Here is a 19,133-nt window from a genome sequence, read left to right on the forward strand (position 1 = left end):
CATTTTATGTAGCATAATTTTATGCTAAATTATCAAGGCGCCGCGATCAATCAGTTAAAATGTTACCGAAAGGAGATTGGATCACTCACATCGAAATGTTACCGAAGGGATGTGTTTTGAAACTAACCATGAAAACACGACGTGAAGTGATCCATGCCTTGGATGAACAATATAAGAAAGCGAAAACGCGTCATGAGAAATCTGCAAAACTGGTGGCTTACCAGGAGGCCATGCCCGTCATTCAACGTGTTTGGGAGGCCCTGGATTATCCTTGTGCCGAACGCCTGCATCCGGTTCTGCTCGAGACAGCCCAGACCCTTGCCCGGCATGGTCATCTGCACCTTACCGATCCCATCATATCGCAGCTGCAAGAGATGAAACCGATAGAAGTCCAAGGACAAAACACTATCGGCATAGAAGTGAAGTTGCCCAAGACAACATTGCTTACGGTGACGACCGAAGCCCCGGCAATCCGGGGCATTGAAAATACTTGGCGGTTAGCGTCAAGACTGAGGGACGAGCGTGCGCAGTTTGTTCAACGTTTCTCGGATGAACGCCGGTTCGTCGGCCGGCATCCGCGACGAAACGTAGTTGCCGTCGACGACCACCTCCTGATCGACGTAGTTGGCGCCCGCATTGATCAGATCATCCTTCAACGGAGGGTAGCACGTCAGTGTCTTGCCTTTGGCAAGACCCGCGCTGATCAGGATCTGCGGCCCGTGGCAGATCGCCGAAATCAGTTTGCCCTGACTGTCCATGTCTTTGACGAACTGTAATATCTGCTGGTTGAGACGCAGATTTTCCGGTGACGATCCGCCCGGAATGACGACCGCGTCAAATTGGTCAGCCTTCACTTCGTCGATGGAAGCATCGGTCGTATACGTTGCCTGCTTGTTCTTGCCTGTCAGTTTTTCACCTTTTTTCAGCCCGATAATGACCGTTTGGTGGCCGGCCGCTTTGATCGCATCGTACGGTTTTTGCATTTCCGAATCCTCAAATTCGTTGGCCAGCAGGAAAGCTACTCTCTTCATAGCTGTTTCACTCCTCTTTTGAATGGATATTGTTATATTTCCCTGATTGAGATTCCCGCAAACAAAAGGATTCCGTACTGAAAAGCCTAATTCTGCCGTTTCTCCTGCTCCTCCAGATGCTTACGCATTTTGTGAACATAGTCCGGCGCATCCATCGGATCGCTTACCATCATTTCAATCATGCACAGTTTATTCGCATTCTGTGTCTGTGCCTGGTTGATCGCTTCGTCCAATTCCCGGTTCGTCCGTACCTCCACCGTAAAAGCATCGCCACTGAAAACCTCAGCCAGTTTCGTATAATTCCAGTGCGGGACCTGGTTGTATTTCTGATTTTCCGTCTTCACATTCAAATACTTTTCAATCGTGTACACTCCATTGTGAAGAACGAAAATGATCGGTCTGCATCCGTTTTCCAGCATCGAGCTGATCTCCTGTGCCGTGAATTGCAGCGAGCCATCACCGGTAAAGAGGAGGACGCGCCGGTTTTTCGCCGCAATACAAGCGCCGAATGCGGCCGGAGTCGCGTAGCCGACGCTCTGCCATCCCCCTTGGGCGATGTATATCACCCCTTTAGGCAGTCTGATCTGCGACATGCCATAGATCAACGTTCCCGTTTCCACGATGACAATATCGTTATCTTTCAGCATCCTTTGGATACGAGGGTAAAAAGACGCTGCGGCAATCGGTTGCTCCGGCCCGCCACCAACGGCATCATACGGAAAGCTCACGGCAGGGATAGGCTTTGTCTGTCGGTACCCGATGGTTTGCAGTGCGTTCAGCATATCCTCCGCCCTAATGTTCGTATACGTGGCTTCGCCTATTTTAGCCGAGTTGGACTGAATGTCTACGGTTTTCAGAGGATTCAACTTTGCGGTAAAGATGGCCGTGTTGCTGTCCGACCATATAAGTCCAACCGCAATAACGCAATCAGCCCCTTCAACGATGCTCCGCACATCCCCGCTGGCGAATGCGCCGCCATACATTCCGATATATTGGGGATGGGTTTCATCAAAAGCGCTTTTGCCTTGCATCATCGATGCCACGGGCACGTTCATTTGTTCGGCCAGCTTTTGGACGTGAGCTTGGAGTCCGTAACGGAGCGTGTTCATATCCACCAGAATGACCACGTTTCGCGCATGTTTCAGCAATTGACGCACATGGGCAATCGCTGATTGAAGTGAGTATCCGTTCGTTTGAGCAGGCTCGTCAGTCTGCCCGTTGCGCCGAATGACCGGTTTCGTGACGAGATCGAGAGCGATGGTCAAGTATACCGGCTTTTTTAACAGCTTGGCGATCTGAATGGCCTTTGGGATTTCCATCCCGGCGTTTTCCGGTGTCAACATCGCCGTGTAGCCGGTGATGGGCTCGTATACTTTGCGAAACACATCATAATCTCCGTCCATAAGGGTGTGATGCAGCAGCCTGTGCGCCTTCTGTTCCATCGATTTGGGAGAACCCACGATATGGATGATCGGCACATTCTCGCTGTAAGCGCCGGCAATCCCATTGCAGGCGCTCATTTCTCCGACTCCGAAAGTTGTAATAAGAGCCCCGATTCCTTTCACCCGGGCGTATCCATCTGCAGCATAACCGCAATTCAGCTCGTTTCGTCCACTGATCAATTGGATCCCCCTCATATTTCTCAAGTACATCGAGCAGATTGAAGTTATAGTCGCCCGGTACGCCGAAGATCTCCGTAATGCCTTCCTGTTTCAGACAGTCGAACAAATACTGTCCAAGAGTCTTCTGTTCGGTCTGAATCCGGGACAGTGCCATTGGTTGTGTTAAAGTGGACAAGAATCATTTCCCCTTTAATCAAGTTAATGGTTCACCCTCTTTTTCGGGGCCTAATTCGCGTAAAGATACGATTTGACGTCTTTCCCGACAAAGGCTTTCCAAATGACCATGTTGTACGGATAGTCCCAATTGATTTCGTCCTCAGGTGCAAACATCTCGTGAAGCCGATTGTTGTTAAAAATAATGTACCCCTTTTGATCGAATGCCACCCCATCTACCCACAACATCCGGTCATCCGACACGAAACGGCGGAATTGATTGCTCTCAGGACTATAGATGCCAACTCCCTGTCCTTCCAACATGGTGTAAAAAACATTTCCTTTATTGTCCGCGTGCATCCCGTCGGTGTTTGTCCCTTTGCTGCCCATCGCTTGAACGGCGTCATTAATCTTTTCCAACGGCGTATTAAAATTTCTTAGCAGCGCCGTATCGATCGCATATAAATTACGGCCGGTCACCGGGCAGTAGTACAAGGTTGAGCGATCGGCGGACAATGCTATGCCGTCGGCACCTATTTTGAGGGGTCTGTCCTTAAAGACCGGTTTGCCCATAATGGAGAAAACAAACCCGGGAAAATCCTGCGTGCTGTCATGGCGGTCGAGCACCCGTCTGAATGTTTTCGTCTTCATATTGTAGACAATGATTCCGCCGACGACGCGGCCTGTCCAACCCTCTCCATTTCCGGAGTCGGTAATGTAGACGAAACCGTTTTTATTGTCCACGACCAAGTCGTTTAAAAAGGAAGTTCGATATGATGCGATCTCGTTCGGAATAGGAATGGAGTCGATCAATTTATTGGTATTCAAATCCCATATGACCAGCTTCTGCGAACCTTCCGGAGAAGGAGCAAAGGCGATTTTTCCTTGATCCAGCAGCCACATCCGGTTCCGTTCGTCGATTTCATATCCCAGGACGGATTGGAGAACTTTAGGGTTTCCTGCCTGGTTCCATTCCCAGCTCGGAAAAGCTTCCAACAGCGGTTTTCCGTTTTTGATGACAATCCGATTCATGGTAGCGGGAATGCCCTGGGCCCAACGGGGAACCGAAACGTAATAGTTGCCTTGTTGATCGACCTTGACCCCGGCAGGCATAGCCTTTTTCCAATATTGATTGGCCTCAAATTGCTGCTTCATCTTTGGGTCCGGAAAATTCCAGTCCAAACGGTTCCAATGGAATACTATTTGATATCGACCTATTTGTGTCGGTGCGGATTGTTCCTTTTTTTGAACGAAGGTACCCTGACCTTCCCATTGAAGTGCACCTGGAGCCTGCTGATTGACGGGATGAGCGGTCGCGGTGTGTGGATTGCCGATGTACGCGCAAAGCATCGCGAACAGCATCAGAAATGGCGTTTTGGCACGAAATCTCACAATGTATTGGAACCCCCCTGTAATTTACTACACCTTGGTTTTGTCCCACAGGTGTTATCAATTAGGTAAGATTCCCATTGTATATTTGGATTATTCAGCTTGAAGATCGTTGCAACAACTGTGGATAAAATGGACATCCATAGGCAGTCACCATCTGTTTCATTCAAAATAACTTATGGCTATAAACACATGGAAGAGGTGAAGGTCATGGCTGTTTGTCAAAGCCAGAGAAAGCAATGTTGCGCTTTTGGCCAGGCTGCTTCGAGCCTAGGCGGAGGGTGAAGGAGAGTACGGTATGTTGCTCGTCGGCAATGTGGACATTAACCGGGTAAGTGCGAATTGTCTTGATTTTATAGGAATACGCACCATTCCGCAAATGATATTTCAGCCGCATGCTTTTGAAGCCGTTTTATATGGTTATTTTTATCAAAGAGCGAGGGAACGGGAAAAACGCCTGGCTCGCAGGTGCATTAACGGAGAGAGGCACTGGCCTGCAAAATTCAGTTTGTGGTATTTTCTGCATGACGCCAGCCCTTACGCCTGGTTGCAAGACCGGGAACTGAACTCACACTGCATGGCGCGTTCGATGACGCCACCGGGATCGTCGTTTGTACCGTCTTTCGCCCGACGGAAACACGGGAAGGCAATTTCGCTGTCATGCAGCAGACTATTGAGCAATACGGCTTTCACCTCGATCTTTACAGCGACCGCCACATCATCTTCCGTTCGAGAAACCTGGACATTGGAGCAGGAATGGGTTGGAGAGCCAAAGCCGTTGTCGCATTTCGGCAAAACGATGGCCGAACTCGGGATCACTCAGATCAAAGCCTTGACTCCCCAAGCCAAATGTAATTAAATTGGCATATGCTTCCCCAGTGCCAGTATTGTCTTCTACACTGTATGAATAATTGTTTTCAGTAATTATTATTTTCGGTGAGCGTCTGCCATCTTTATGTACTATTTTGTTACAATCCTCGACCTTTGCATTAATAATGTTACATATTTCATGAATTATCTCTCCCTTTACTAATGATAATTCGTCTTTAGTTGTTTTTAATTCCTCGGCAACTGACTGTTTTTTATCATAAATTAAGTTCTCATTCTGTTTTTGTGATAATGCAGTGGTTAACTCAATTAATGGGGTCAAGTCCTAAATGTGGTGTAAATTCTCCCCTCCCCGGTGATTGCATTATGTTAACTAACCTTTCGGACGCTCTGCTGTGACTCCGCCACCTCCTTCTTCCTACGCTCCTCCCGCCAGACGTAATAGTCTTCCATGTCAAAGTACCGGTGACCAGATTGCCATTTCTCGTCAATCTCCATCAGCAAGGCACCTAGAAGCCGTATCGCCGAGTCTCGATTCGGGTAGATTCGAATCACCCGATCTCGCCTGCGGATTTCCTCATTAAGGCGCTCCTGACCGTTGGTAGTACGCAGACGTTTCCTGTACCGTTCTGGTAGCTCCAGTACTGCCGTGATGTCATCAAAGCCCGACTCGAGGATATCCACAGCCTTACGGGCTTTATCACTGTAATTATCCACAACCTGCTCCATTAATAAACGGGCTGTCTTCACATCCGGCGCATCAAGGATGGCCCGCATTTTCCCATACAGCTCCTCCTGTAAACTCTTAGGCACGGCGTCCAAGAAGTTGCGCATAAAGTGCGTTTGGCATCGTTGCCAGGTACAGCCTTGAAACTGGGTGTGTAGGGCTTTCACAAGCCCGCTGTGGCTGTCAGAGACAACGATATCCACACCATGCAGTCCTCGGTCTTTCAACCAGCCGAAAAACGCACTCCAACTGGCTTCAGACTCGCTATCCCCGATCCGCATTCCTAGCACTTCACGGTATCCGTCTTCACCCACACCAGTAGCAATCAAAGCAGCCCTCGAGCGCACTCTGCCATCCTCACGAATCTTTAGCACCATGGCATCCACGATCACAAAGGGGTATTCCTTGTCCTTCAGGCTTCGTTCGTTCCATCCTTGGACAACGGGGTCCAATCGTTTACAGAGCTCCGATACGGTAGACTTGGAAAACTCTTCACCACATAGCTCCTCCGTGATGGCAGCTACCTTCCTTGTGGATACACCATTAATAACCATCTCCATCATCGCCAGTAAAAGTGCCTGTTCACTGCGCTGATAACGGGCAAAAAGCTCTGTGGAAAACTTGCCGCTACGGAGTCGTGGCACCCGCAATACCAGCGTACCGACGCGGGTCGTAATGGGATGGGGGCGAGTACCATTGCGATAACCCTGACGATCTTCAGACCGTTCGTAGGGCTCCGCATTCAACTGGTCCGTGGCCTGGGCTTGAAGAACCTGATTCAGCACCTGTTCTAGTAAGACAGCCACCCCCTTATCTCCAGAAAATAGATCTTTCAAAATTTCATCGTTCAAGGTAATATTATATTGTGCCATCTCCATACCTCCCTGTAGATTTTGTTCACAAACTCATTCTACCAGAGAAGGGCGGGGGTGGCACCTGTGTATTATGTCACCCAGCTGAACGATTGATTTTACACCAATTATACGGACTCAACTCACTTTTTAATTTTTTCAAAACATCCAGTGATTTTACCTTTTATATCATTCTCCGGGTTCAGCAGATTCATGGAAGTGTATATGTAATGGATATTAGATATATCAACTTCGTCATGCTGTAATTCCGCTTTGAGAGCGTCGCATATCTTTTTTTGTGTAGTGGCGTCTAAATCGGAAAACTTCAAGGTTTCTACATCAGAATAAATTTTCTTATCGATCTGAAAGAAAGCATTTGACACCAGAGCGACTTTTATACTAACGTTTTCACCAGATATATTTTTTAGAAGATATAATCTCCCTATTATAGATTTACCGGTATTTTTGTCTGGCTTTGAGATTACGGTAAACTTATACGGTGATTGAACTTTATGAGTCTTTATTTGATAAAACTCCAGGGAATCGTTAAAATGTATTTCTACGTCGCATTTATAATCAAATACAACACAAAAATCCGGCTTATCATATAAGTCGAACATTTTGCCAATTCCCCATAGCATTTCAAGGCGGAAACGATTTTTACTCGCCGCCCCGGACAGATCATGCGGTATTGAATTGTAAACGTTTCTCACATCCAAGACAGCCACCGCCCAAATCTAATTATCTGAAGAATATCTACTGCATACTTAAATCTATTGATACTTTAAAAATATGTCAGTCTACTCTTAAACTCTTAATACTCTGTTAAAATTACTTTTGATGCTACCCTTAATACTTAGAACGGCTAAGTTCTATTAAAATTCATTGGATTATAGAATATTAACTTGTTCCGTTCTTACTTCAATGGAAATTATTTTATCTTTAAATGCCACTACTTCATTGTCATTAATGGTAGGTTTCTCATATAACGCACGGTATTCTTCAATAACTCCCATAACAGTCACCTACTTTACTCTATCTTCAAAATCGTCATAGATACATCATGCTCATAATTTCCCCGAGTGCACTCGTAAACAATAGCATTGCTATATGATTGGCCAAACCATACAGAGCCAGGCGAAAGATAGAACTGCTTTTGATTCTGCTGATATCGAATCGCTCTGTATGCATGACTTTCTGTGGGAATATTCTTTACTGCTTTTCCAAACCTCTTGGCTGCATTTGAACATTTAATTGCGGTAATGGATGTCCCCTTCGAGCATATAAGAATATAGGGTTCCTTCATAAAGTCCAAAATTCTGTTCGCGCACGCATGCTTTGATACATAAAACTGGTTTACCAAACTGCTCATTAAGGTAAAATCAAAAACAGTTCCTGCTAAAAGTGGCTTAAAAAGCAACTCAGGCATTAATAATTCGACAGCGAATTGATTCGCCTCAGCTTCTATGGAAGAATAGTCTTCTACAACTTCCATGTCTTGATTTGAGCATCTGAAACTTGACTCCCCATCCAATACATATGGAGGTTTATGCTTTAAAAAATAATGGCCAAGCTCATGGGCAAAAGTAAAGTTTTGGCGTCCGATGTTTTCAATATATGTATTGATAAGGATACCTTTCATTCCACCTCTATATATCAGCATCCCGCTCAAATCCTTTTCTGATGGCAAAGAGCATCGTTTTACTTTTATCTTCTCCTGACGCGCGATATCATCAAAATATGGAGCCGGAACCCCCTTTATACCCATTGTTTCCAAAACCCATTTTGCTTTGGCCGACGGAGTGTTCGCGGTAAACATCATTAATCCCCCGCAAACATATCATCAATCGCTTGCATCAGTTCGGTGGAAGACTTTTTACTTATTTCACCACGAGCTGCTAACTGGAGTTGCTCATCTTGTTTTACCGCCGGGAAGTCAATAACCTTGTTAGTATCCCTTTGTTCAATGGGTTTAGTTTTTACCGCTTTTATTTCCTTACATAATGCCATTAATTCATCCACTTTGGCAACAATGCGCTGTTGCTCGGCAAGAGGGGGAAGAGGAAAAAGCATGTTATGTAATTCCTCAATTGAAATACCCTTAACTGTTGTACCCTCACCTCGGATACTTAGAGTTTTATAGTATGCGATAATATATCGCAAATCAATGTTCATTCTTGAAATAATTAGAGCCCTTAAATCTTGGTTGATTGCCACAGGAATTGTATTAATAGCTATTTTACCTAATCCCATACGAGTACAAACAATAATATTATTGGCAGGTATAAGGTTAGATGAGCTTTCTTTTAACCCTAACTCAGTTATACAATCTTGTGTTTTGTCTAATATTGGCCCTGTAAGATCTTTTACACTCGCCCATGGTATATTACCATTCCAATACGCTAGGTTTTGCTTAGAAGGTGTTCCTCCACCGATATTTTGGATAATAATATCCCCTAACCTACACCAAACCCACCCCTCCGGCAAATCATAGGGGATTTCATCCTCCGTAATAGGTGGCAAAGGTTTTTCTTTTTTGATCTTCCCTTCCTTAACAAGTCGTGCTTTCTCAGCACGGATGCGCTCCAGCAAAACCGAAGCCAGTTCGTCATGTATATTCTGAGGCACAAGTTTTCCTTGTACCGCCGCTTGAAGTATGGATTTCGGTAAATACTCTTCAAAACGGTTCTCAAGAGCATCCAGTTCCTGCTCAGCTTCTTCTAATTCATCGCATAATGCCATTAATTCATCCACTTTGGCAACAATGCGCTGTTGCTCAGGAAAAGGAGGAAGAGGAAACGGCGTGGACAGGAAATCTTCTTGAGAAACACTCGGTGAATTAAACCCGGAAAGTAATGATAAATAATATGTCTTGACAAATGGAGACAAAAGAAAACTAATGAAATAATTTGTCTCAATTTTAATTGGCTTGAACACAACAAAACCCGTACTGCCAATATAGTTTTCTTTTTCGTCCTCAATTACTGCAATATTATTTAAATACGGACGCACGAGAGAATAAACAATAAAGCCCTTTTGAAGCACCCTTCGCGCACGAGACGAGAGACTTTTGACAGGGATTTGCTTTACGTTCTTTATACAATATTTTTTATTATCAATTGCATCAATATCAACATAATTTACCAATGTATTTTCGGGTAAGTTTTTATGAATATTATTGTTTTCTGCTATCTGGATAAGTTCTCCTATCCTGCACCAAATCCACCCCTCTGGCAAGTCGTAGGGAATTTCATCCTCTACAATAGGAAGCAAAGGCTTTTCTTTTTTTATTTTCCCTTCTTTCACAAGACGAGCTTTTTCGGCACGGATGCGTTCCAACAAATCCGAAGCCGGTTCATCATGAAGATCTTGAGGTACAAGCCTTCCCTGTACCGCCGCTTGCAATATAGACTTACGCAATTCCGCTGCTTTCATAGCACATCCTCCTGTGCCAAGGCTGTTTGGATCTTTGCGAGAATACTTTCAATTCTCTCTGTTAAAATCGCCTTCTCATTGCGATATTGCGCAATAAATTCATCCGGAGGCAAAATTTCCTCGGTTTCATGAGGAAAACCACAAAAATCCAAATTATACTCCGCTGCAATGATATCCTCCACCGGAATATATTGAGATACATCGCTCTCTTTGCGATTGTTCCACCATGCACGCACAGGCGCGAAGTGCTCGTACAACATCGGCTTTGTTTTTGAAAAATGCTTATAGCCTTGAGGCATTTCCAAGCGGTAAAACCATACGCCTTGTGTGGGTTTCCCTTTTGTAAAGAAAAGCAGGTTTGTATTTATGTTGGTATATGGTGCAAACACGTCCTTAGGCAAACGGACAATGGTATGCAGATTGTTTTCCTCCAGCAGCTTTTTCTTGATAGCAGCTTTTACGCCTGTTCCAAATAAAAATCCATCCGGCAAAACCATGCCACAGCGTCCGCCGTCTTTAAGAAGCGCCATAATGTGTACCAAAAACAGATCCGCTGTTTCCGTGTTTCGTAATTCTGCTGGTACCGACTGAGAAATGGCTTTCTCTTCCGCCCCTCCAAAAGGCGGATTGGTAACAATCACGTCTACCTTATCAGCCAAGCTATAATCTGTTGTCGGCGTACGCAAGGTATTGTCGTGCCTAATCAATGGCACGTCAATGCCATGGGCAATCAAGTTTGTGACGCACAGTAAAAAAGGAAAAGGCTTCTTTTCGATGCCCCTAATGGTTTTTTGCAATGTTCTATACTCATCAGCCGTCTTGATATTAAAACGGTCAATGACACTGGTTAAAAATCCGCCGGTTCCACATGCCGGATCAAGGACAATTTCACCTAACTGAGGGTTCACCATATCTACAATAAATTTGGTAACGGGCCTCGGAGTGTAAAATTCCCCGGCTTTGCCAGCGCTTTGCAGATCCTTGAGCATGGATTCGTAAATGCCATTGAATAAATGAGCGGTTTTTACTTCATCAAAGTTAATATCAGCGTTTATTTTATTAATAACTTGCCGTAAAAGCGTTCCTGATTTCATGAAGTTGTTTACGCCTTCCATGACATCGCGGACAAGAAATTTCCGCGGATCTCCATCCGAAACATCCAAATTGCGCAACGTCCGGAACATATTTTCTACATGCTCAATCAGGGCATCTCCGGTAATGCCTTCATCGTCTTCAGCCCAGTTTCTCCATCGATATTGCTCGGGAATAACCGGAACATAATCATCCTCTAATTCCCATTCCTGTTCTTTATAATCAAATGCTTTTAGGAAAAGCAACCAGGCAATCTGTTCTATGTACTGCGCATCGCCGTTTATACCCGCATCGATACGCATAATGTCTTTCAGTGCTTTTGTCGTATTTGATATAGCCATTTGGCTTACCTCCTCAAATTATGCGACATAAAGTTCTTGCTCTAACTCCCGTATAGCCTGTTTGAATTTTTCTTTTCCCCCAAAAATTTTGTTGACAATAAACTGTGGGGTTCCAAACTCTCTTATGGGATTTACTTTTAAAACATCCAAACTCTCTATATTGGAAATGCCCGAATCGGAATATTTGTCCAACAATGCGTCCAAAACGGCCGCCGCTTTTTCCCCGTATTTAGCAAAATAATTTCGTTTTTTTACATTATTTGCCCTTTCGCGTCTTGTTAAAGGGGGCTGGTCAAATACAATATGACACAGCAAATCAAACGGATCAAATTCACGCCCGATTTGCTCCTGTAATTCCTCGATTAAGACGCCTTGTTCGGCAAGCTCGTCTAGAATGGCCTGCTTGCGTTCCGCGCTGTTCCAAACACGTAAAAAATCATGCAACGTGGCATACTTACTCAAAACATTTCGTTTTGTATAGTCTGTAAGAGATTCCGTAATCAGTTTCCCGTTTTTATCGATGTATTGAACTCTTTGCTTTAAAACAGATACCTCTACATCACCCACATAGTATTTCTTACGTTTGCCAGACTCCAAATCGTTATCGATGGTGTAGTCCTTAGGATCCTCTTTTACAAATTCGCTATCGGAATCAGAATCATGTATATTGCCGTTTTCATCAGGCATATATTCATCATCCTGTTCACAGGGCCCGTCAAAGTCCGGATCGGCAAACAATCGTGTAGCATCTCTAAAATCAAAAATAGTAAAGAACACTTTCCCTAAATCTTCACGAATCCGGGTGCCGCGTCCAATAATCTGCTTGAATTCAGTCATACTGTTGATGTTGGTATCCAACACAATATATTTGACGGTCTGTATATCTACGCCGGTTGTCAACAATTTTGACGTTGTTACTAAAACAGGATATCTGCTGGACACATCGCGGAAATTGTCAAGTTGTTTTTTCCCGATATCGTCATCACCGGTAATTCGCATCACATAGCGCTCATCTTCTTTCACCAAATCGCTGTTCTCGTTAATTAGCGCCTGACGCATGCGATCAGCGTGTTCTGTATCCACGCAGAAAAAGATGCTTTTATCCATTCGAGCGTTATGCGCTTTTAGATAATTGGAAACCACTTTTGCCACAACTTTAGTGCGTTGCTCCAATACCAGTTCTCGGTCAAAATCGGTAATGTTATATTCACGATCCTCTATAATATTTCCAAAACGATCCGTCTGCCCAAGATAAGGACGGAAGCCTTCGGCATCCTTATCAAGTAAGACTCGAATCACCCGATATGGAGCTAAAAATCCGTCTTCAATACCTTGTTTTAACGAATATGTATAGACTGGTTCTCCAAAATAATCAATATTAGAAACCTCTTTCGTTTCTTTGGGCGTTGCTGTTAAGCCAATTTGCGTAGCAGATTTAAAATATTCCAAGACCTCTCGCCATTCGCTATCAGCTTTGGCGCTGCCGCGGTGGCACTCATCAACGACAATTAAATCGAAAAAAACTGGACTAAATTGACGGAAAATGTCCTTATCTCCTTCGCCTGTGAGCCCTTGATAAATAGCCAGATATATTTCATATGATTTATCCACATGTCGATGACGAATAATTGTCATTTTATCTTTAAAGGGAGCAAAATCATTAGTATAAGTCTGGTCAATAAGCGCATTTCGGTCTGCTAAAAATAGAATACGTTTTTTAATACCCGCTTTCCAGAGTCTCCAAATAATCTGAAATGCCGTGTATGTTTTTCCGGTTCCCGTTGCCATAACCAGTAATACTCGATTATTACCTTTAGCAATAGATTCAACAGTAAGATTAATCGCATTTAGCTGATAATACCGTGGTTGCTTATCAGGCCTTTCAACATAGTAAGGCTCTGTAATAACTTGTTCTTGCTTTTCATCTATACCCTTGTACTGTTTGTACATTTTCCATAGTGTTCCAGGTGAGGGAAATTCAGAAATAGATAAAATTGTTTCACGATCACCATCCTCACTATTGCGGTTATGAAAAGTAAAACCGTCACCATTTGATGTAAATACAAACGGCACACACAATTGTTCGGCATAACCTAATGCTTGTTGCATTCCATCCGATATTGTATGATTGTTATCCTTTGCCTCAATAATAGCAATGGGAATGTGTGGTTTATAGAAAAGGACATAATCTGCATATTTAGCTTTATCTCTCTTATAAGACCCGCCGCGAGCTATAATTCGCCCTTTTGTAATAGCATATTCTTCGCGTATTTGAGCATCGGTCCACCCAGCAGCTTTAATAGCCGGAGTTATAAACCTTGTACGTATTTCTTGCTCAGTAAGTGATCTCTTGTCCATTTTCTCACCACACAAAAAAAGTATTTTTACTTTTCGGTTTTCGCTTTTATTCGAGCATCTTCCGGCTTCTCCGCATCCTTCGGTATTGCCCAAGCCCAGCCTAAGCGCACAGCACCCTTTATCCGGCCCTGCTCGCATAAGACCTGCACTCTGCGCGGGGATATATTCCATTTTTCAGCAGCCTGTTTTGCCGTTAAATAATCCATTGCGAATACCTCTCAGAACAGAAAATTCCAGTCTCCATTATATGCGAAGAAACGAATAATTTCAATATTCCTGCAGAAAAATTTACAAATAAAGTGAAAAACCGCCGGCCAAAGCCTTTAAGCCTTGACCGGCGGCATGATTTCATATTCGCCCTACATCTCCGCACTCACTTCCGTACCCGTCTTAAACTCCACCGTCAGCATACCGTCATGCACCGTCACCTGTCGACAATCCTTCTGACCAGCTTGTCGTCAAACTCGAAGAGGATGCCGGACTGGCTATTAAAGAACTCCATAATCTCCGCAACCTGCCACCACTTGTTCTGCCGCTCGGCGTTGCTGACTAATGTTTTCTGTCGTAGCTCCCGCAATCGGTAGGTTTCATTTACCACACTGTCATAGGCCGCTTTTGTGTTGGCAAGCCGTAAGAGTTCATGCTGCAGTTCTTCAAGTTTTTTTCTATAGCTTCAGTACTTTCGTCAAACTCCTCGCCCTATGCCGTTTCAATGTTCCTGCAGTGAGTTTTAATAAAATCATCTCGCCTAGCAGTTATGCAGTTGATAGCCTTGAGCACTGCTTTCTGCAAGTCTTCCTCTGAAACCGTCGGAGAGCCGCAGTCAGAACCTTTTTCCTCCAGCTTACTTGCGCACCGCCAAACTATGGACTTCTTACCACAGCTGTTCCAATGCACCCTGCGGTAAATTTCAACGCACTCTCTACAAAAAACAATACTCGACAGAGTATATTTGGAAATATAAATGCGCTTGACGCCGTTCTTGCTGCTCCGAAGGTTTGCCCGTCTTGCCAGCTCTACCTGCACCAGCATAAAGAGTTCCCGCGGAATAATCGGCTCGTGGCCGTTTTCTACATAATACTGCGACAAGATGCGTTTATTGATAACCCGCTTCTTGGAAAGGAAATCCACTGTAAAAGTTTTTTGCAAAAGGGCGTCCCCAATGTACTTCTCGTTTTTGAGTATCTTTCGTATAGTTTCCGGCCGCCATTTTGGTTTGCCTGAATGGTGCAAAACGATCACTGCAACTTACTGCAACTTTTCTTCTATGGCGATTTCCCGAAGATAATCGCGAAGCTCCTTGATTACCGCCGTGTCGATGACATTTGTTGGTTCGTCCAGTATGAGTACGGTGGGGCGGCGGAGCATGGCTTGCGCCAATCCAAGCCGCTGGCCCATACAGCATGCCGAACAATTAGGTTTTTACTTTATCTCTCCCCTGCCAAAAAACAAATTTTCGGCGGACGGCAAATCACCGGGAAACCCTGTATTCAAGCCGTTTTTCAGGCTTTTATTTATTTTTTACATTTGACATCAATACCACACACTCCACATGGCTCAAGTTGATGGCATTGATGTCTTAGGCCGATTTTTTTACCCGACGTATGCGGGAACATATCAATCGGTTTTTTGCTGTTTTTCCGGAAACCGACTTTCGCGGGAACATATCAATATATGTGGTCGTTTGTTTGATGAATTCTATCTTATATACGCATCCGCTAATAATCATTTGAGATTAGCTGCTGTTAATCTTGTTAAATCTGATAATTGTGCGGTAAGAATTATACCATTCACACAGTTACAAAACATACTCCAGGTAAACATCAACCGCAAGCACCGTCCCTATTGTTCTCAACTCGGAATATGTATAACTATATGATAGAGCTTATTTACAGTATCATTGCGTTTTAGTTCTGTTATCGCCCATTTCAATTCGGGGTATTGGTTGTTTTGTGGCGCTGAATAATTAACCAGTTTATGTGGATAGTTATAATTCTTTATAAATAATAAGTAACTTTCCCAAAACTTTAGGAAATTGCCTATATTAACATATGAGATAATAAAATTGCATCTATGGCCCAGTGTGTCATATTTATATATCTTGTCAATGTGTTCAGCTATATATGCCTTATCGATGCTTGATAATTTTAGAGCTTCTATTATAGAATAAGGAAAATTTCCATTTCTCACTAAAATGTCTACTTCTCCTGCTTGCTTTCCGGTATTAGATGACCCTTGTCTTGTCTGATCTCTCACATCATATCCCATAGCATCAAGCAAGTCACGCATATAATCATTCATTTCATCTTCAAGAGAATCTTTATACTTGTGGTTTGCTTGCAATTTTATACTACAATAAAGCAAATCTTTTAATAGAATAGTTTCTGACAAACCTTTTTTTCTGGGTTCGCTCGAGCTATAACTCAATTCTTCAAATTGTTTTCGTAAGTCTTGAGGCATTAAATCTCGATACTCTTTCAGATCTATATCGGGAAATAACATTTTAAATCGTTCAGGATTTCTTAAATATATTATTATCAGCCTTTCTAAGTTGCTAGGTAAAAAGTCATGATCTGCAAAAAGTATGTAATAATATTCTTCAAACTTAGTAATAGCATTTAAAACATAATTATCTCCTTCCTCAGAACTATATGTTTCTTGAATTTTATCCAGTAAACCACTATCAAGCTTATATTCAAGAAGATCATCAGGATTGTCATTACAATCATCCCACCATTGAAGTATCGCATAGAGTAAAAATTCATACTTTGGTTTGATATAATCCCTTATTACATCAGAACGGACTATATCATATAAATCATAAACCATTTCAATCCATGTATTGTTATCAATTTTTAAGTTATTATATGGCAGGAAATCTTCTGAAGTAAATCCGTTGTTATCTTCCAAGTAATCCAATAATACCCTGATGATGCATTCTAAATTTTTATTAACATATTTTGTTATTCTTATTTCGAGGTCTGTTAAGGAATCATTATCAAATAAATCCAAAGGTAACAAGTAACCAACCTCCTTAAATAAAGACGGCATTGACATTTAGCCTATTAAATTCCAAAGGCTCCTCATTTAACACTCAACCTGCTCTCACAACCCTGTATTTTTGAAAAAAACATATATCCTGTTCTGTCGCTAACCCCTGACTCTAAACTACTCTGTCAGCAAGCATCGACTCCTATTCTATCACTCTCAAACACTCGGTCTCACGGATTTGTTTCCAAGAGACGAAAAATGCGCATATTTTCAAGGCTATATTTTACCCATAAAATATGAAAACACCTTATTTACAGCCTTTTCTGCAACACTCCCATTGATTTCTTTTATGGCAGAGCAATATTTTTTAGGGCAGTGTTATATTTTTAGTTGAATACAACAATATACTTTTCTGCATATTCCCTAAAAGTTGCATCTATTTCTCCGTAAACAACACTTAATTCTTCAAGAATAGCGCCTCTTACGTAAGCATCTCTTAGTTCTGGCTTTTCTAATAACGCCCACTTTAATTGCTTATATGAATAGTTTGCGAATGAAATCCACTGTGGATAATTTATCGCCATTGGATTTTTTGTAAAGTAAATTTTACCAGCATTTACTGCAGTAGCCGCTGAATGTCCTATAAACAGCATTGTGCTTAGTTTCGGATGTTTTTCTCTATTCAAAGAAAACGGAATAGACTCCTTTACTGGATGGCCTTCCTTTATTCTTTTGAATGCATATCCTAATCTAACCACTACTTCAATAATCATTGTTGTAATTGACATAGAACAAAAATGAATGAAATCATATCCTTCGTAATACATTCCTTGTACGATTTCTGCTATTGTCTGTTCCTCTTCTCCTATGCTACCAAATTGAAGAAGATTAAACAATCCCATCAACGGAGTGGGTAATCCCATTGAAGTGGTAATGTCTGACTTGAAATGAATTATTTGCTTAGCAATTGCTGCAAATATATCGCTTTCTTTTCTGTCTGTATAATTCTCCATTACCTGAGATACGATTTTACCCGTTTTATCAATGGTAGTCATTCTACCTGTCATAATATCGAATACGCCGAATATCAAGCCAAGCAAAGGGTCATGTCCCAAAGATAACAGTCTATGATAATAAGCAGAAAGACCATTAACAAATTCAGTTGTATTTCGATTATCCTGAGCATCATATGGAACCTTGCTGACCTTTGAGTTTGCGAGCTTTTCCATTTCTTCTTCAGGAAACTTTTTATCAAACCATCTTCGTATATAATTCGACAAAGCTCCTGCTTTAAGTCCATCCGGAGTTTTCTGTGGAATACCCACTAAGAGAATATCTACTGCTGCCCCTAATAATCCCGCAGCAGCACTTATTGTAATATCGAATTTATCAAGTCGATGTACAGCGTTGAACTCTTCATTTAACAGTCTGATAGCCTGCTCATTAGCTTGTAATTCTTCCTTGGTAAAAAGAGTTTCCAACTCTGTGCTTTTTCCGACAGACTTCTCGGCCTCAGCGCAAATTTCTTCCCAAGTAGGCACAACAAGCTTTCTTCGCTCTGGTGAGGGTATAATCTTTGGAATATCAGTCAGTGAATAGCCGAGTGATTTTAGCAACTCTTCACTCTCTGATATTCGCTCGTCCACTCCAGACATATCCGGACGTTGAATGCTCTTGAGCTCTTGAGCCTGATAATTCAGAACATTATTTATTTGTTGTTCTCCATCAGAGTATTTGAACTTACTCATGCGGTTTCACCTAAATCTTTCTTCAAATCTTTTATAGCTTGTGTCAACAGGATATTAAGACTCTGTAAATAATCCAGACGTTCCTTATCTGCATTCGTTTCATCCTTCAACGCCTGAATAATGGCTTGATGCTTTTTAAGTGCTTCTTTATACAAACGCTCTTTCTCCTGTCTGAGCTGTTTATACTTTAAGTGAGATGCAAGACCAACACCACCAGCAGCCAATCCGGCAACAGGCAAAGCTAAAACAAATACACCAGCAACGGATGCCGATACTGCTCCACCTAAAAGAGTAGAGACCCAACCTCCAGCTGCTGCTAAGCCACTCATTATGCCAGCACCACTGAGACCAACCGTTCCTAAACCATATAATGCAGCAAAGGAACCTACTCCACCAATACCAGCACCAATAGCTCCTGCTAAAACTTCAGGAATAGCACTCTCTCTTATGGTTCGTGACTTATCATTAACAGCTGCTGCTGCTTCGTTGACAACATTAACAACCTGCTGTAATGATTCCACACTTTGGAATACCATGTCCTTCTTCTTTTTTATGTATTTGCCCACA

Annotated in this window: 14 protein-coding genes and 3 pseudogenes; 1 reads left to right on the forward strand and 16 read right to left on the reverse strand. The window is 42.7% G+C overall.

The window, feature by feature from the left end:
• Window positions 1-503 precede the first annotated feature (503 nt).
• The 3 genes and pseudogenes from THEAE_RS0115270 to THEAE_RS0115280 form a co-directional block, all read right to left on the reverse strand.
• Window positions 504-1,031 carry a type 1 glutamine amidotransferase domain-containing protein gene (locus THEAE_RS0115270; RefSeq protein ID WP_028988075.1) on the reverse strand — a complete coding sequence of 176 codons (528 nt, stop codon included), beginning with the start codon at window positions 1,029-1,031 and terminating at the stop codon, window positions 504-506.
• Window positions 1,032-1,117: 86 nt separating this feature from the next.
• Window positions 1,118-2,807 (reverse strand): annotated as a pseudogene (locus THEAE_RS21280) (alpha-keto acid decarboxylase family protein).
• 71 nt (window positions 2,808-2,878) lie between these two features.
• Entirely contained in the window at window positions 2,879-3,961 is a 1,083-nt protein-coding gene (locus THEAE_RS0115280) for a major royal jelly family protein (RefSeq protein ID WP_245605631.1), read from the reverse strand.
• A gap of 532 nt (window positions 3,962-4,493) precedes the next feature.
• On the opposite strand from THEAE_RS0115280, the pseudogene THEAE_RS23725 reads away from it, so the two are divergent.
• Window positions 4,494-5,045, forward strand: a pseudogene (locus THEAE_RS23725) (cell wall hydrolase); the annotation flags it as partial.
• 347 nt (window positions 5,046-5,392) lie between these two features.
• On the opposite strand, the gene THEAE_RS0115290 reads toward THEAE_RS23725, so the two are convergent.
• The 13 genes and pseudogenes from THEAE_RS0115290 to THEAE_RS0115360 form a co-directional block, all read right to left on the reverse strand.
• Window positions 5,393-6,622, reverse strand: coding sequence for an IS256 family transposase (locus tag THEAE_RS0115290; RefSeq protein WP_028988077.1), 1,230 nt, complete (start codon window positions 6,620-6,622; stop codon window positions 5,393-5,395).
• 122 nt (window positions 6,623-6,744) lie between these two features.
• Window positions 6,745-7,314 carry a dsDNA nuclease domain-containing protein gene (locus THEAE_RS21295; RefSeq protein WP_245605632.1) on the reverse strand — a complete coding sequence of 190 codons (570 nt, stop codon included), beginning with the start codon at window positions 7,312-7,314 and terminating at the stop codon, window positions 6,745-6,747.
• A gap of 177 nt (window positions 7,315-7,491) precedes the next feature.
• A complete protein-coding gene (locus THEAE_RS23730; protein ID WP_281169583.1) occupies window positions 7,492-7,617 on the reverse strand; it encodes a hypothetical protein in 126 nt (41 codons plus the stop codon).
• Between the two features lie 14 nt (window positions 7,618-7,631).
• Window positions 7,632-8,420, reverse strand: a complete 789-nt coding sequence (locus THEAE_RS0115305; RefSeq protein ID WP_028988078.1) for an ImmA/IrrE family metallo-endopeptidase — start codon at window positions 8,418-8,420, stop codon at window positions 7,632-7,634.
• Between the two features lie 2 nt (window positions 8,421-8,422).
• Window positions 8,423-10,036, reverse strand: coding sequence for a restriction endonuclease subunit S (locus THEAE_RS0115310; protein WP_028988079.1), 1,614 nt, complete (start codon window positions 10,034-10,036; stop codon window positions 8,423-8,425).
• On the reverse strand, window positions 10,033-11,469 hold the full coding sequence (locus THEAE_RS0115315; RefSeq protein WP_028988080.1) for a type I restriction-modification system subunit M: 1,437 nt from the start codon (window positions 11,467-11,469) through the stop codon (window positions 10,033-10,035). The genes THEAE_RS0115310 and THEAE_RS0115315 overlap by 4 nt, the downstream gene beginning before the upstream one ends.
• 18 nt (window positions 11,470-11,487) lie before the next feature.
• Window positions 11,488-13,827: an EcoAI/FtnUII family type I restriction enzme subunit R gene (gene hsdR / locus THEAE_RS0115320; protein ID WP_028988081.1), complete on the reverse strand. Its 2,340-nt coding sequence runs from the start codon at window positions 13,825-13,827 to the stop codon at window positions 11,488-11,490.
• Between the two features lie 26 nt (window positions 13,828-13,853).
• Window positions 13,854-14,033, reverse strand: a complete 180-nt coding sequence (locus THEAE_RS0115325; RefSeq protein WP_028988082.1) for a helix-turn-helix domain-containing protein — start codon at window positions 14,031-14,033, stop codon at window positions 13,854-13,856.
• Window positions 14,034-14,526: 493 nt separating this feature from the next.
• Window positions 14,527-15,069: a recombinase family protein gene (locus THEAE_RS23610; protein ID WP_028988083.1), complete on the reverse strand. Its 543-nt coding sequence runs from the start codon at window positions 15,067-15,069 to the stop codon at window positions 14,527-14,529.
• Window positions 15,070-15,081: 12 nt separating this feature from the next.
• Window positions 15,082-15,225, reverse strand: a pseudogene (locus tag THEAE_RS23130) (ATP-binding cassette domain-containing protein); the annotation flags it as partial.
• Window positions 15,226-15,678: 453 nt separating this feature from the next.
• The gene (locus THEAE_RS22235; RefSeq protein WP_052330069.1) at window positions 15,679-16,848 is read right to left on the reverse strand and encodes a hypothetical protein; all 1,170 of its coding nucleotides are present in this window, start codon (window positions 16,846-16,848) and stop codon (window positions 15,679-15,681) included.
• Window positions 16,849-17,204: 356 nt separating this feature from the next.
• Window positions 17,205-18,566: a hypothetical protein gene (locus tag THEAE_RS0115355; protein ID WP_028988084.1), complete on the reverse strand. Its 1,362-nt coding sequence runs from the start codon at window positions 18,564-18,566 to the stop codon at window positions 17,205-17,207.
• Complete coding sequence (locus tag THEAE_RS0115360; RefSeq protein ID WP_028988085.1) at window positions 18,563-19,132, reverse strand: hypothetical protein; 570 nt, start codon at window positions 19,130-19,132, stop codon at window positions 18,563-18,565. Before THEAE_RS0115360 ends, THEAE_RS0115355 begins: the two co-directional genes overlap by 4 nt.
• Window position 19,133 lies beyond the last annotated feature (1 nt).

Origin of the sequence: Thermicanus aegyptius DSM 12793, from assembly GCF_000510645.1 — a bacterium.
Lineage (GTDB): Bacteria > Bacillota > Bacilli > Thermicanales > Thermicanaceae > Thermicanus > Thermicanus aegyptius.

Excerpts from the sequence above, each read along its gene's own strand:
- THEAE_RS0115270 (WP_028988075.1), bottom strand. The coding sequence starts at position 1,031 with ATGAAGAGAGTAGCTTTCCTGCTGGCCAACGAATTTGAGGATTCGGAA.
- THEAE_RS0115280 (WP_245605631.1), bottom strand. The coding sequence starts at position 3,961 with ATGAAGCAGCAATTTGAGGCCAATCAATATTGGAAAAAGGCTATGCCT.
- THEAE_RS0115290 (WP_028988077.1), bottom strand. The coding sequence starts at position 6,622 with ATGGCACAATATAATATTACCTTGAACGATGAAATTTTGAAAGATCTA.
- THEAE_RS23730 (WP_281169583.1), bottom strand. The coding sequence starts at position 7,617 with ATGGGAGTTATTGAAGAATACCGTGCGTTATATGAGAAACCTACCATT.
- THEAE_RS0115305 (WP_028988078.1), bottom strand. The coding sequence starts at position 8,420 with ATGTTTACCGCGAACACTCCGTCGGCCAAAGCAAAATGGGTTTTGGAA.
- THEAE_RS0115310 (WP_028988079.1), bottom strand. The coding sequence starts at position 10,036 with ATGAAAGCAGCGGAATTGCGTAAGTCTATATTGCAAGCGGCGGTACAG.
- THEAE_RS0115315 (WP_028988080.1), bottom strand. The coding sequence starts at position 11,469 with ATGGCTATATCAAATACGACAAAAGCACTGAAAGACATTATGCGTATC.
- hsdR (WP_028988081.1), bottom strand. The coding sequence starts at position 13,827 with ATGGACAAGAGATCACTTACTGAGCAAGAAATACGTACAAGGTTTATA.
- THEAE_RS0115325 (WP_028988082.1), bottom strand. The coding sequence starts at position 14,033 with ATGGATTATTTAACGGCAAAACAGGCTGCTGAAAAATGGAATATATCC.
- THEAE_RS0115355 (WP_028988084.1), bottom strand. The coding sequence starts at position 18,566 with ATGAGTAAGTTCAAATACTCTGATGGAGAACAACAAATAAATAATGTT.